The sequence below is a fragment of the Lentibacillus kimchii genome, from assembly GCF_055381965.1.
This window is the reverse complement of the sequence record NZ_AP043934.1, coordinates 1,647,288-1,661,668: the sequence shown is the minus strand read 5'-3', so window position 1 is coordinate 1,661,668 and position 14,381 is coordinate 1,647,288. Positions and strand designations below refer to the sequence as shown.

The window sequence follows — 14,381 nt, the reverse complement described above, 5'->3', positions numbered from 1 at the left end:
TAAACTAGTGCATAATGTTAATGACCGTTAAAAAATTATCGATATGTAAAATTATTTGTCGAATAACAAAGGATTTTCAGGATGACTATCGAAATATAAAAGCATGGTGGTCCATATGTCTGCCCAAGTATCAGAGGATACGATTGAGGAAGTACGCAAGTCAAATGACATAGTTGATGTCATTGGCGACTATATTCAGCTAAAAAAGCAAGGGCGTAATTATTTTGGCCTTTGCCCTTTTCATGGGGAAAAGACGCCTTCATTTTCTGTCACTCAGGATAAACAGATTTTTCACTGTTTCGGGTGTGGAAAAGGCGGCAATGTGTTGACATTCATCATGGAAATAGAAGGTTATACGTTTAGCGAAGCATTGAAGTTTCTGGCGGAAAGAAGCGGGATTGAAGTGCCGGAAGCCATCCAGAATCCTGGCGCTTCTCTGTCGCAGGAAAATCAGAACATCCTTGATGCCTCTGAATGGGTTGCTAAACTTTATCACCATGTTCTGCGTTATACGAAAAATGGCGAAGATGGCTATCACTATTTACGCGAACGTGGTATTACCGATGAGACCATCCGGACGTTTCAACTCGGGTTTGCCCCAAACGTCAAGGATTTTACAGCCGAGTTTTTAGCGAAAAAAGGTTTTCACCAGCAGCACTTGGCTAAGGCAGGTCTAATATCTGTCAATGATGACAATACTCTAGTGGACAACTTTCAGGGCAGAGTAATATTTCCTATCCGTAATCACTTGGGAAAAACGATTGCTTTTGGCGGCCGTACATTATTTGAGCAGGACCCTAAATACCTGAACAGTCCGCAAAATGATCTGTTTCATAAAGGAAAAATTCTATACAACTTTGATTTAGCTAAAAAACAGATCCGCAAACAAGCTGAAGCTGTCTTATTTGAGGGATATATGGATGTGATCGCTGCTCATCAGGCTGGTGTGGAAAATGCTGTGGCGACGCTGGGAACATCTCTGACTGAATCCCAGGCGAGGCTTCTGCGGCGGTATGTTGATACAGTTGTTATTTGTTATGATGCCGATGCAGCAGGGACGGATGCTGCTTATAAAGCTTCAGAAACTCTGCGAAAAGCCGGATGCCATGTAAAAATAGCCAATTTGACAGAAAATATGGATCCGGATGATTACATCACAGAATACGGCGCAGAATCGTTTCGGCAGAACGTTATTGCCTCAAGCATGACGTTTACCAGTTTCTATATGCAATATCTAAAAAGAGACTTTAATCTTAGTGTTGAGTCCGATCGCATACAATATATTGAAAATGTACTGAAACACCTCGCAACGATTGATAGTGCCGTGGAACGGGAATATTATTTAAAAGAAGTCAGTGAAGCCTATTCTGTCTCAATGGACTCACTCTTGAATGAAATTCAGGCAAATCGGGAAAAAATGGGACTTGACAAGGATAAAAAGAGTAGGAACAGTTATACTAGTAAGGGAGAAAATAAAAATCGTTCAGAGAAGCTGCGTCCGGCTTTTCATAACGCAGAACGACAACTCATTGCATACATGCTGCAGGACGCGTCCATCGCTGAAAAAGTGCGGGAGGATATAGGTGCCTCTTTTACCATTGAGGATCATAAAGTTATTATAACATATCTTTATGCTTATTACGAAGAAGGCTATCAGCCGGATGTCAGCTCATTTCTGGAAATGCTGCCCGACAGTCGATTAAAGGAAATGGTCACAGAAATTGCAATGATCCCCGTCCATGAGGCTATTACAACCAGTGAAATTAATGACTATGTACGGGTTATACGTTCTGAGCAAAGTAATAAACAGGATATTCAATCGTTAAAAACGGAACAAAAGCTTGCCGAACAGCAAAATGACCCCATTAAGGCGGCTGAGATTGCCATGCAAATGATTGAAATTCAGAGGCGATGGAGACTCTAAAATGACTGTAGTTGGAAGGAGGGGGACTCATGGCCGAAAACAAATCGTCACAAACAAAAGACAATAATTCTAATAATGAAATGACACTGGATCAAGCAAAAGCTCAATTGCTGGAGATGGGCAAGAAACGTGGCATACTGGCTTATGAAGAAGTTGCTGATCGTCTGTCCAGTTTTTCGATGAGCTCAGAGCAGATGGATGAATTTTATGAGTACCTGTCAGATCAGGGTGTGGAAGTGATCGGTGACTCTGAGGAAGATCCTAAAATGCAGGAAATTGCCAAAGAAGAAGAATTTGATTTAAATGATATCAGTGTCCCGCTCGGTATTAAAATCAATGATCCGGTCCGTATGTATTTAAAAGAAATTGGCAAAGTCGATTTATTATCAGCTGCTGAAGAAATCGATTTGGCAACAAGAATTGAAGATGGCGATGAAGAGGCCAAAAAACGCCTCTCAGAAGCGAACTTGCGTCTGGTTGTCAGTATTGCCAAACGCTACGTCGGTCGTGGCATGCTATTCCTCGACTTAATCCAGGAGGGGAATATGGGCCTGATTAAAGCGGTTGAAAAGTTTGACTACCGTAAAGGGTTTAAGTTCAGCACGTATGCCACATGGTGGATACGGCAGGCGATCACGCGCGCCATCGCTGACCAGGCACGAACGATCCGGATACCAGTGCATATGGTTGAAACGATCAATAAACTTATACGTGTTCAGCGCCAGTTGCTGCAAGATTATGGCAGAGAGCCAACTCCTGAAGAAATCGGCCAGGAGATGGAACTTTCCCCCGATAAAGTCCGGGAAATCCTGAAAATTGCTCAAGAGCCTGTGTCGCTTGAAACACCGATCGGTGAAGAGGATGACTCACATTTGGGTGATTTTATTGAAGATCAGGAAGCTGTTTCACCGACAGACCATGCGTCATATGAACTGCTGAAGGAGCAGTTGGAAGGTGTCCTCGATACGCTGACAGACCGTGAAGAGAACGTATTGCGCTTACGGTTCGGACTGGATGATGGCAGAACACGGACGTTGGAAGAAGTTGGAAAAGTGTTTGGTGTCACCAGGGAAAGAATCCGGCAGATTGAAGCAAAAGCATTGCGTAAGCTGAGACATCCAAGCCGCAGTAAACGGCTGAAAGACTTTTTGGAATAGCACGCTGTTCAGTCATTGAGCACAATGATTTGTGTGCAATGACTGTTATACATACGTATCAAACCTATGACAGACGTTCTTTCCAGTCATTTGTTTTTTTGGAAAATGCTGCACATTATCCTTTAAACTTGCCCGGTTTTGCAGTAAAATGAATTTAGCTGGGCATTTCTAATCATATCACATACATAGGGAGGAGCTACCATGCGAAAAAATGCCGTTATTCCTTATGCTTTAATTGCTGGTATAGGCATACTATTAGTTATTGTTGTTTCATTTGTAGGGTTGAATCAGCAAAAGGCCATTCAGGAAGATGATGAACAGCAGGAGCAAGCTGGAGACCAGGAGGATCAGAATGGCGATGATTCCTCTGGAAAAAAGACATCTGTTGATGGAGAAAAAGTCTTTCAGAATAATTGCGCCAGCTGTCATGGCCAGGATTTATCGGGCAAAGTCGGTCCTGCTCTGGATACAATCGGCAGCGACCATTCGAAAGAGGACATCAAAAACATTATTGCCGAGGGCCCTGGTAACATGCCTCCTGGTGTCGTTAAGGGAGACAAACGTGAAGCTGTGGCAAAATGGCTTTCGAAGCAAAAGTAACACGAAGCAGGATCATGTTAGTGCTAAAAGAGTAAGCTTACTGGTTAGGCAGCAGGCTTACTCTCTTTTATGTTAAAGTTGAGTCGACGGAGGACGTTTATATGAATTTGGCCAGTCAGCTTTCTCAGCGTTTAGAATATGTGGCATCATTTATAACAAGAGGATCCCGATTTGCTGATATTGGATCAGATCATGCTTATATTCCCTGCTATGTATGTCAGCAGGATGATCTGGCAGAAGCCGTAGCTGGCGAAGTGGCAGACGCCCCTTTTAGAAGCGCTCAGGCAACAATCAGCCAACACGGATTAACGGATCGAGTCAGTGTGCGTCATGGGAATGGTTTAGACGTTCTAGAGAGTGGAGAAGTTGACTCAGTGGTTTTAGCAGGTATGGGCGGAACATTGATTAAAACGATTCTTGATGATGGACAGGATCGGCTCAGTAATGTTGGTCGTATTATTGCTCAGCCTAACGTAGCGGTACCGATTGTTCGTCACTGGCTTGAGGAGCATGGCTATCCCATCACAAATGAAGGTATTATTGAAGAAAATGGGCATATTTATGAAATTATTGTGGCTGACAAAGATGCTGCAGCAGTGCCTATGACTGAAAAACAATTACTGTTTGGTCCTTATTTGCTGCAGCAGAAAACGCATGTGTTTTACCGGAAATGGTACTATGAACGCGCTGTACGCCGTCAGATTATTGAACAAATGAAACAAGCTGCAGAACCGGACACAAGGAAACTCGCGGCTGTTAGACAGGAATTAGCATGGATTGAGGAGGTTTTAGACGATGGCAGCTGTCATACGCAACGCTGATATTTTTACGGCAATGGAAAAATGGGCGCCGAAACATCTGGCTTTTGACTGGGATAATGTCGGATTGCAAATCGGTTCCTTTCAAAAGCCTGTTAAGAAGATAATGGTCACTCTGGACGTACTGGAGTCAACTGTTGACGAGGCTGTACAGCATGATGTAGATCTGATTATAGCCCATCATCCTCTGCTTTTTAAACCAATGAATCAAGTGAATGCGGATACAGCTAAAGGACGCGTGGTCCAAAAACTTCTTCAGCATGATATGACGGTGTATGCTGCTCATACGAATCTGGACATTGCACAAGGCGGCGTCAATGATATGCTGTGTGATCAGCTGGGGATTGAAAACCGGACAATCCTGGAGGTTAATCACACGGAAAAACTGGTTAAATTGGCTGTTTTTGTTCCCGAAACACATGTCTCGGCTGTACGAGATGCTATGGGTGAACAAGGAGCAGGGTATATAGGTGCCTACAGTCACTGTATGTTTCAATCCCCTGGTCAGGGAATGTTTAAACCGCTGGCTGGGACTGATCCGTATCTTGGGTCGCAGGGCAAATTGACATTTGCTGATGAAGTTAAGATTGAAACGATACTCCCGGCGTCAAAATTATCTGCCGTACTGAAAGCTATGACTGCTGCACATCCCTATGAGGAAGCTGCCTACGATATTTATCCTGTGGAAAACAGTGGTCAGGCCTATGGTATTGGGCGTATTGGTGACTTAGCTGATAAGCTGACGCTCGCGTCATTATGCGAAAAGGTCAAGACAGCTTTTGAGGTGCCGCATCTTCGCGTAACGGGAGACTTAAGCAAGAAAGTTAAAAAGGTCGCTGTATTAGGCGGAAGCGGCGAAAAATATCTTCACAAAGCAAAACAGATGGGGGCTGATGTTTTGATTACCGGAGATATGACATTCCATCCGGCGCAAGAAGCCTGGGAAAAAGGTTTGTCAGTTATTGATCCGGGCCATCATGTGGAAAAAGTGATGAAACATGTTACTCAGTCGTATTTAGCAGATTATTTTGCCGGCAGGGGTGTGGATATCATCGTATCGCATGCTGACACAGAGCCATTCCAATTCATTTAAGATTAAATCGTTTTTTTAATATGCCAGTATACCACTAGTAAAGGAGTACAGCTATATGGATAACCAATTCAATCAGTTATCGTTTCACCCTGTCATAAAAGAAGTCATTAATCAGCTGGCTTTTCATGAGCCGACGCCGATTCAACAACAGGCGATGCCATCGATTTTGCAGGGGACGAGTGTTATCGGCCAGTCACAGACGGGTTCTGGTAAAACGCACACATACCTGTTACCGCTGTTCAACCGGCTTGATGCGGCCAAACAGGAAGTTCAGTTTGTTATAACAGCACCAACGCGGGAACTTGCTTCACAAATATACGATGAAGTCAAAACCATTATTCAAAAGGCTGAAAAGGCTGATGAATGGTCAGCTAAGCTGCTTGTTGGCGGGACAGACAGGCAGAAAATGCTGGATAAATTAAAAAAGCCGCCACACATCATTGTGGGTACACCTGGAAGAATTCTCGATGCTGTTAAATCAGGAGCTGTATCCATATATTCGTCTTCGGCTTTCGTTATTGATGAGGCTGATCTTTCACTGGAATTAGGGTTGATTCAAGATATTGATCAGCTACTCATCCGGACGAAAGAAGACCTGCAGATTCTTGCTTTTTCCGCAACGATTCCTGAGCAGCTGGAACATTTTTATCGTAAATACATGGAAAATCCCTTGCGCGTTAAAATCAATGATTCCTTGTTGCCGGAAACATTGGAGCATCGGCTTATTTCTGCTGAACATCGGAACGACGCTGACATGATCTATGGCATTTCTCGTGCTATTCAGCCTTATTTGGCCATCATATTTACAAACGGAAAAGATGAAGCTGATGCGCTGGCAGCGTCCTTGCAGCAAAAAGGTCTGAAGGTCGGCATTATTCACGGCGGCTTATCACCAAGGGAACGGAAGCGGACCTTTAAAGAGATACAAAATCTGCATTACCAATATATTGTAGCAACTGACCTTGCATCCCGCGGGATTGATATCAAAGGTGTCAGCCATGTCATAAATGCTCAGTTGCCTAAAGAAGATAACTTTTATGTACATCGCGCCGGCAGAACAGCCCGTGCCGGTATGGAAGGAACGGTTATCAGCCTCTATCATGATGCTGATAATCAGTTGATTGGCAAGCTGCAGCAAAAAGGAATAACGTTCACATTCTGGGACATTCGAAACGGCGAATGGCAACAAACAAAATCACGGAATGAACGCAATCGCCGACAAAAAACTGCCAGTCAAACCGATGGGGCAGCATGGCAAAAAGTGAAAAAGCCGAAAAAAGTAAAACCAGGTTATAAGAAAAAGATGAAAAAACAAAAAGAAACAATCAAAAAGACGATGAATCAAAATCCGAAAAAATAATGCTGGGGTGAAATTATGTTAAAAATTGGTTCACACGTATCAATGAACGGGAAAACAATGCTGAAAGGTTCCAGTGAACAAGCCGTTTCATATGGTGAAAACGTGTTTATGATATATACCGGTGCACCACAGAATACAAAGCGGAAGCCGATAGAGGATTTAAATATTGAAGCCGGCAAAGCCCACATGAAAGAGAATGGCATCGATGATGTGGTCGTTCATGCGCCGTATATCATCAATATAGCCAACACAACAAAACCCGCGACATTTGAATTAGGTGTGGATTTTTTGCGCAGTGAAATTGAGCGGACCAATGCCCTTGGCGCCAAGCAAATTGTACTGCACCCGGGATCACACGTAGGTGCTGGAGCTGATGAAGGGATTGCGAAGATTATTGAAGGCCTGAATAATGTGCTGGATAACGTTGGCGGCAGCGATGTCCAGATTGCACTGGAAACGATGGCCGGAAAGGGTTCTGAAATCGGGCGAACATTTGATGAGCTCGCGAGGATTATCGATGGTGTTACCCATAACGAAAAATTATCAATCTGCCTTGATACATGTCACATACATGACGGTGGTTATGATGTTGTGAATGACTTTGATGGTATTCTGAATGACTTTGATAACACGATCGGTCTGGACCGATTGAAAGTAGTCCATGTCAATGACAGTAAAAACGAACGGGGCGCCCATAAAGACCGCCATGAGAATATTGGATTTGGCTATATTGGATTTGATGCGCTGCATTATGTGATTACTCATCCACAGCTGGAGCAACTGCCTAAAATATTAGAAACGCCGTTTGTCGGTGAAGATAAGAAACATAAACAACCCCCTTATCAATTTGAAATTGACATGATTAAGCACGGACAATTTGATCCGAACCTGAAGGAAAAGATCATGAATCAGTAACGATGCTGCCAGGACAGATCCAGCATGGTTACTGATTTAGAAAAAGTTTCGTCTGTTTACGAAAACAGATCGTCAAGCCCATAGGCGGCTACGATTTTCTGAAATAATGTCTCAGCTTGATCAGCTGTTTCATCATCTGTAATACGTGCAAGTTCCTGAACCATTTTGTCCCGGCTGGCCGGATCAAATGGATCGATAGAAGCTTGCTGCAGGTAGGCTGTTATGTCGGTTGCCTGTTTGCGATTTATTGAAAAATGGTATTTCTGTGCATGGTAAAGCAATTCATCTGTTGTAAGCTGCTGCAGCTTACTGCGAACCATTTGCTTGATAAATGTCGACATAGATTTGGCTCCTTTGCCGTTATTTAGTATTTATTATATGCACGATGGCTGTGAAATGACCTTATTAAATTGAAAAGTCATGACGAACCGAATTTTTCCTGTTTTTCTTTTTAAACCGTTTGAGCAGCAAGGGAGACTGACATGCTGACTTGCTTAGTGTCGTATACGGGGAAGTAATAATAGTCCCCTGCCTCAACTTCGAGCGGGGAAGTATCAGGATTCAATGTTTTGAAATCAGTCATAATCTGTGACACATTCTGCTGATTCATTGATTGATCCTGGTCACTGAGCCGTTCGACAATTGATAATACCGTATCACCTGTTTGTACTTTGACTTTAACAGCTGTTAGTTGTAATTGTTTTTCTGGCTGATGATCGTGACTGTTTAAATCAGTCTGCAGCACTGTTCCGTTGGTTAAATCATTATAAATACTTACTAAAAACAATATGATACATAGTATAAAAAGAAATTTTGTTATTTTTTTCATATGAATTTCCCCTAACAATGAAATGTAATATCAGAACGGCCATAAAATGTGGTAAAGGGGGTGAGTGTTATGATGGCTATTTTAACGATGGACTGGTTTGGGATTGTGTTAACCGGATTTGGCACCTTATTTTTAATTGGTGAACTGCTTGTGAATATGCGCGGTTTTTTTGCTCTGCTCGGTATCGGTTTTATGACCGTTTATTTCACTGTTTATGTGGAAACAGGCTCTTTTATCATGATGCTTATTATTTATCTTGCCGGAATATTACTGATTGTTATTGATGGTAAAGCTGTTAATGACGGTACCCTTGCGGCCATTGGACTGGTATGTATGCTTCTGGCTGTTGCATTGGCTGCTCCCAACATATTTGCTGGCTTATATGCGGCAATAGGTGTTATTATCGGTGGATTTTCATCGCTTATTTTCTTAAAGGTGTTTAAACGCAGGGATATGTGGTCAAAAATCACGTTGAAAGATCAGCTGACAAAGGAGAGAGGATACAATTCCCTGAATATGAATGAGAAACAACTGCTTAATCAGCGGGGGAAGACACTCAGCGATTTGCGCCCAGTGGGAACTGTTCGTATCAGTGACAATAATTACAGTGCCATGTCTAATGCAGAGTGGATTTCTAAAAATACTGCGATCAAGGTGGTTCAGGTTGATGGCACAAAAATACTGGTGGAAAAAAGCACAGATGAGCAGGAACACACCTATGATTCTTGACGATTCATAGGTTTTTTAATGTATGCCATGAAAATAATGAAAATTTTGCCTTAAATTTTGAGTAAAAAACACTGTGTGGCAGGGGAAACTAAATTTTATACTGCGTTTTCGTAAATATCCTTTACAAATTAGCTTATGGGCTTTAATAATAGGGGAGGTATGTGACAGATTTCAGCATCATTCGAAGGGTGGAATAATCTTTGAATATCGATGTGCAAACACTGATATTTGAGTTTATCGGCGGACTCGGCATTTTCCTTCTGGGGATTAAATACGTAGGCGAGGGGTTGCAGAAATCTGCTGGTGACAGGCTTAGAGATATATTAGATAAGACGACAAGCAACCCCTTTATGGGTGTATTAGCTGGTATAGTTGTCACCATTTTAATACAGAGCAGTTCCGGGACAACGGTTTTGACCGTTGGTTTGGTTAATGCCGGTTTTATGACGCTCAGACAGGCGATCGGTGTTATTATGGGCGCGAATGTTGGGACAACCGTGACGGCTTTTATTATTGGTATTGATATAAATGAGTATGCGCTTCCGATCATGGCAATTGGTTCATTTCTTTTGTTCTTCTTTAAAAACCAAAAAGTTAACAACGTGGGACAGGCTATATTCGGGTTTGGCTCATTATTTTTTGGCTTGAAGTTAATGAGCAGCGGTATGTCACCATTGCGTGATTTGCAAGCCTTTCAGGATCTGACGGTCAGTATGAGTGATCACTCCATTTTAGGTGTCATCATTGGAACACTATTTACATTTGTAGTTCAGAGTTCATCAGCTACAATTGGTATTCTGCAGGGATTATTCGCTGAAGATGCTATTGGTATGAAAGCTGCCTTACCGGTCTTATTTGGTGATAATGTTGGGACCACAATTACAGCCGTTCTCGCATCCATTGGTGCAACAGTTGCTGCAAAACGGACCGCATTTGTCCATGTTATCTTCAATCTAGCCGGAGCAGCTATCGGCCTGCTGTGTCTCGGTATTTTCAGTCAATTTGTTATGTATTTACAATCTGTGTTTGACCTTAATCCGGAGATGACAATTGCATTCAGCCATGGCAGTTTTAATTTGGTCAACCTTATCATTCAATTTCCATTTATTGGATTACTTGCTTGGATGGTAACAAAAATGATTCCAGGTGATGATGCAGTCATTGAGTATAAGCCAAAACATCTTGACCCTATTTTTATTCAGCAGTCCTCAACATTAGCTTTGGACCAAGCAAAAATGGAAATCATCCGTATGGGTGAATTTGCTTCTAAAGGGCTTGAGGAAACGAACTTATATCTAACGACACAAAATCAGAAGCATTCGGAAATGTCTATGCAATTTGAAGGGGCCCTCAATAATTTAGACAGGCGTATTACAGATTATCTGGTGGATTTATCCGGCGAATCAATGTCGGAAATGGAAGGTGCTAAACATACTGTGTTAATGGATTCTGTGCGGGATATTGAACGTATGGGTGATCATTTCGAAAATGTTATTGAATTAATAGAGTATAAAGTTACGAATAAGGTTCACCTGACGGAACAAGCTCAGCAAGATTTAAACAACATGTTTGATTTAACGATCCTGACTGTCAGGCAAAGCATAAAAGCTCTTGATAATATGGACCGCGAAGAAGCATTGGCTGTTATACAGAAAGAAGATCAGATTGACCGAATGGAGCGCACTTTTCGCAAGAAGCATATTATTCGCATGAATGAAGGACGGTGCACCGGTTCGGCAGGCATTGTATTTGTTGATATTATCAGTAACCTTGAGCGGATTGGTGACCATGCTTCGAATATTGCAGATGCTGTTTTAGGTGAGTAGATCCCCTTCGTTTTGAGTTTGTGGTACACAGTTTGGTGATGCGGTTTATCAAGATGTAATTGATTTTTTTATTGAAAACTATGTCTGGAGATGCTATAGTAATGTTGTTGTTTACATATTACACATCATTATTAAAAGCACTCTTAAGATTTAGTGGCCAAAATGATTGACAGATTCTGTCGGATGTGATAAATTATATTGCGTCGTTTAATTGAAATTAGTTTTTGACCACAACATTTTATTGATACACATTTATGGTTTAACAGCTTATGGGGGTAACCCTATCAGCTGTTAACCTACTGATCACAGGTTTGAACCTTTCCTGTGAAGTCATATGGCGGCGTAGCTCAGCTGGCGAGAGCATACGGTTCATACCCGTAGGGTCGTGGGTTCGAATCCCTCCGCCGCTATCATTGTTTAAACGGCGGCCGTGGCGAAGTGGTTAACGCACCGGATTGTGGCTCCGGCATGCGTGGGTTCGATCCCCACCGGTCGCCCCATAAGAGATTCAGGAAAATGCAAGGCTGCTTAATGATACGGACCCTTAGCTCAGCTGGTCAGAGCAATCGGCTCATAACCGATTGGTCGCAGGTTCGAATCCTGCAGGGTCCACCACTCATATGGAGGTATACCCAAGTACGGCTGAAGGGATCGGTCTTGAAAACCGACAGGCGGGTCAAACCGCGCGGGGGTTCGAATCCCTCTACCTCCTTTTTGCCATTTGGCTTGATAAGACCGCGACTTGGCGGTATTTGCTTGGCATACAGCTGTTCATGAAAAACTATGGCCCCTTATGGACTATAACAGTATTATGGCTCGGTAGCTCAGTCGGTAGAGCAACGGACTGAAAATCCGTGTGTCGGCGGTTCGATTCCGTCCCGAGCCATCTTTTAAACAGGCTTATAAGCTTGTTTTTATTTTATTATCGCAAAAAAGAAATGATATTAGGTAGAAACTGGGTTATTTGATTAGCAGATTGGGGAAGAGCGGGGCAGCACCTTTCATTTGCAATGGTTAAATCGCTTTGATAGGCTGGGAATTAAAGGGTAGCTATCAATCCCTTTAGTCCAAATATTAGAGGAGGCTGTTTAAAAATGGCATTTGAATTACCAGAACTACCGTATGCTTACGATGCTTTAGAACCTACGATTGATAAAGAAACCATGAATATTCATCATACGAAGCATCATAATACTTATGTAACAAAGCTTAATGCTGCGATTGAAGGAAAAGCAGATCTTGAGAGCAAGTCACTTGAGGATCTGATTGGTGATCTGGATGCTGTTCCGGCAGACATCCGTACGGCAGTACGCAACAACGGTGGCGGACATGCCAATCACAGTCTATTCTGGAAGGTTATGTCACCAAATGGCGGCGGCCAGCCATCAGGTGAAGTTGCCGATAAAATTAAGGCAAAATATGGCAGCTTCGATGAATTTAAAGAAGAGTTTGAAACAGCAGCAAAAGGACGTTTCGGCTCCGGCTGGGCTTGGCTTGTACTGAATAATGGTGACGTGGAAATTATGAGCACACCTAATCAGGACTCACCATTAATGGAAGGCAAGACACCTATTTTAGGACTGGATGTCTGGGAGCATGCTTACTATTTGAATTACCAAAACAGACGCCCAGAATACGTCGCTGCATTCTGGAGCGTTGTCAACTGGGATCAAGTTGAGAAAAATTATCAAGAAGCTAAATAAATAACGCAAAGGACACGGGAAATAGCCCGTGTCTTTTTTGCGTTAATTCAGCACCGTACAAAGCCCGGACTATGGTGTGCATATATGATACCGATTTGTTCAAACTACAACTGAACAAAAAGGAGAAATCGTTATGCACAAAAGTCTGGAATATATAGCTGGTAAAATTGATATAAGCCGTGACCTCATTTTATTGCTGATTATCGGCGGTCTTTATTCTTTAAGTATTTTCCTTTCCAATACCTTTGTTAACGTCTATTTATGGAAACAGGCAGGGGACTATGTAACAATTGCCTTTTACAACCTTGGTATTTATGTGTTTCAGCCCCTCACATTTATACTGGCTGGAAAAATTGCTAAAAAGGTTGATCGAATCATTGTTTTGCGTTTAGGGGTTGCGTTTTTATCCTTGTTCTTTTTGAGTGTTTTACTTATTGCGGATAATGCTGCCACTTATAATTTCCTGCTTGGCAGTGTATTAGGTGTAGGTCTCGGATTTTATTGGCTTGCCTTCAATGTTCTTACCTTTGAGATCACTGAACCTGAGTCGCGTGACTTTTTTAATGGTCTGCTTGGCGTCCTTCAGTCGTTTGCGGGAATGATCGGTCCGCTGTTAGCAGGATCCATCATTGCTGCTCTGCAGGATAATATTGGCTATAATACTGTATTTGCCATATCCTTTATTCTATTCATTGGAGCGGTTGTATGCAGCTTTTTTCTGAAACGCAGGCAAGCAGAAGGCCTTTTTCATTTCAGGCGTGTTTTACTTGAACGTCGTCATAACAAGGATTGGAAAAACATTCTTAACGCTCAGGTCTCACAAGGTCTTCGAGAAGGCATTTTTTCGTTTGTTATTTCCATTCTGGTTTTTATTGCAACCCAAAGCGAGTTCGCTTTAGGTCTGTTTAATTTGCTTCTGTCAGGCTCATCATTTATTCTTTACTTCATCGTAACCAGATGGGTGAAACCCTCGATGAGAAAAAGAGCGATCCTGGTGGGGGCGCTTATATTGTATTTCTCTATATACACGATTGTTTTCGATGCCAGTTATGTCCAATTGATGATTTATGCCGCGCTCATTGGTATTGCCTATCCCATTGTCAATGTCCCATATGCTTCTTTAACGTATGATGTTATCGGGAAAGCACGGGAGGCAAAAGATCTGCGAGTGGAATACATTGTTGTCAGTGAATTATTTGTTAACATTGGCAGAGTCACGGCAATCGTCGTATTTTTGGCAGCCATGTTTTTATTTCAGGCTGAGCAGGTTATACCTTATTTGCTTGCGGTATTTGGACTGGGACATCTGTTCATTTACGGCTTTATTAAGAATATTACTCTGGAAAGTACAAGCAAAAAAGAAAGTATAACGAAAGAGCCCATAACAGATGAAAAAAATCGCTGAACACACTTAGAATTCGGTCTAA

General features: G+C 42.3%; 13 protein-coding genes and 5 tRNA genes. 16 read left to right on the top strand and 2 right to left on the bottom strand.

Annotation, left to right across the window (positions count from 1 at the left end; translation table 11 throughout):
* The first annotated feature begins 115 nt into the window (after positions 1-115).
* From dnaG to ACZ444_RS08925, 7 genes are all read left to right on the top strand, one after another.
* Positions 116-1,924: a DNA primase gene (gene dnaG, locus ACZ444_RS08955; protein WP_464433268.1), complete on the top strand. Its 1,809-nt coding sequence runs from the start codon at positions 116-118 to the stop codon at positions 1,922-1,924.
* Between the two features lie 29 nt (positions 1,925-1,953).
* Positions 1,954-3,081, top strand: coding sequence for an RNA polymerase sigma factor RpoD (gene rpoD, locus ACZ444_RS08950; RefSeq protein ID WP_382360968.1), 1,128 nt, complete (start codon positions 1,954-1,956; stop codon positions 3,079-3,081).
* A 201-nt stretch (positions 3,082-3,282) separates the two neighbouring features.
* Positions 3,283-3,681 (top strand): cytochrome c550, encoded by a 399-nt coding sequence (gene cccA / locus ACZ444_RS08945; protein WP_382360971.1) that lies wholly within the window; start codon positions 3,283-3,285, stop codon positions 3,679-3,681.
* Between the two features lie 101 nt (positions 3,682-3,782).
* On the top strand, positions 3,783-4,502 hold the full coding sequence (locus ACZ444_RS08940; RefSeq protein WP_382360973.1) for a tRNA (adenine(22)-N(1))-methyltransferase: 720 nt from the start codon (positions 3,783-3,785) through the stop codon (positions 4,500-4,502).
* Positions 4,477-5,592 (top strand): Nif3-like dinuclear metal center hexameric protein, encoded by a 1,116-nt coding sequence (locus tag ACZ444_RS08935; RefSeq protein WP_382360976.1) that lies wholly within the window; start codon positions 4,477-4,479, stop codon positions 5,590-5,592. Before ACZ444_RS08940 ends, ACZ444_RS08935 begins: the two co-directional genes overlap by 26 nt.
* 55 nt (positions 5,593-5,647) lie before the next feature.
* Positions 5,648-6,952 (top strand): DEAD/DEAH box helicase, encoded by a 1,305-nt coding sequence (locus ACZ444_RS08930; protein ID WP_382360979.1) that lies wholly within the window; start codon positions 5,648-5,650, stop codon positions 6,950-6,952.
* 15 nt (positions 6,953-6,967) lie between these two features.
* On the top strand, positions 6,968-7,867 hold the full coding sequence (locus ACZ444_RS08925) for a deoxyribonuclease IV (protein WP_382360982.1): 900 nt from the start codon (positions 6,968-6,970) through the stop codon (positions 7,865-7,867).
* A gap of 56 nt (positions 7,868-7,923) precedes the next feature.
* Here ACZ444_RS08925 and ACZ444_RS08920 read toward each other — a convergent pair whose 3' ends face one another.
* A complete protein-coding gene (locus tag ACZ444_RS08920; protein WP_382360985.1) occupies positions 7,924-8,208 on the bottom strand; it encodes a DUF2624 family protein in 285 nt (94 codons plus the stop codon).
* 110 nt (positions 8,209-8,318) lie between these two features.
* Positions 8,319-8,696, bottom strand: coding sequence for a hypothetical protein (locus tag ACZ444_RS08915; RefSeq protein ID WP_382360988.1), 378 nt, complete (start codon positions 8,694-8,696; stop codon positions 8,319-8,321).
* A 69-nt stretch (positions 8,697-8,765) separates the two neighbouring features.
* On the opposite strand from ACZ444_RS08915, the gene ACZ444_RS08910 reads away from it, so the two are divergent.
* The 9 genes from ACZ444_RS08910 to ACZ444_RS08870 all read left to right on the top strand — a co-directional run bounded on the left by ACZ444_RS08910 (position 8,766) and on the right by ACZ444_RS08870 (position 14,359).
* The gene (locus tag ACZ444_RS08910) at positions 8,766-9,425 is read left to right on the top strand and encodes an NfeD family protein (protein WP_382360991.1); all 660 of its coding nucleotides are present in this window, start codon (positions 8,766-8,768) and stop codon (positions 9,423-9,425) included.
* A 200-nt stretch (positions 9,426-9,625) separates the two neighbouring features.
* A complete protein-coding gene (locus ACZ444_RS08905; protein ID WP_382360994.1) occupies positions 9,626-11,251 on the top strand; it encodes a Na/Pi cotransporter family protein in 1,626 nt (541 codons plus the stop codon).
* Positions 11,252-11,587: 336 nt separating this feature from the next.
* Positions 11,588-11,661 (top strand) — tRNA-Met (locus tag ACZ444_RS08900).
* Positions 11,662-11,675: 14 nt separating this feature from the next.
* Positions 11,676-11,751, top strand: a tRNA-His gene (locus ACZ444_RS08895).
* 38 nt (positions 11,752-11,789) lie between these two features.
* A tRNA-Ile gene (locus ACZ444_RS08890) sits at positions 11,790-11,866 on the top strand.
* 7 nt (positions 11,867-11,873) lie between these two features.
* Positions 11,874-11,963: transfer RNA gene (locus ACZ444_RS08885), tRNA-Ser, on the top strand.
* A 101-nt stretch (positions 11,964-12,064) separates the two neighbouring features.
* Positions 12,065-12,137 (top strand) — tRNA-Phe (locus tag ACZ444_RS08880).
* A 208-nt stretch (positions 12,138-12,345) separates the two neighbouring features.
* Positions 12,346-12,954 carry a superoxide dismutase gene (locus tag ACZ444_RS08875; protein ID WP_382360997.1) on the top strand — a complete coding sequence of 203 codons (609 nt, stop codon included), beginning with the start codon at positions 12,346-12,348 and terminating at the stop codon, positions 12,952-12,954.
* 133 nt (positions 12,955-13,087) lie between these two features.
* Positions 13,088-14,359, top strand: coding sequence for an MFS transporter (locus tag ACZ444_RS08870; protein WP_382361000.1), 1,272 nt, complete (start codon positions 13,088-13,090; stop codon positions 14,357-14,359).
* Positions 14,360-14,381: the final 22 nt, after the last annotated feature.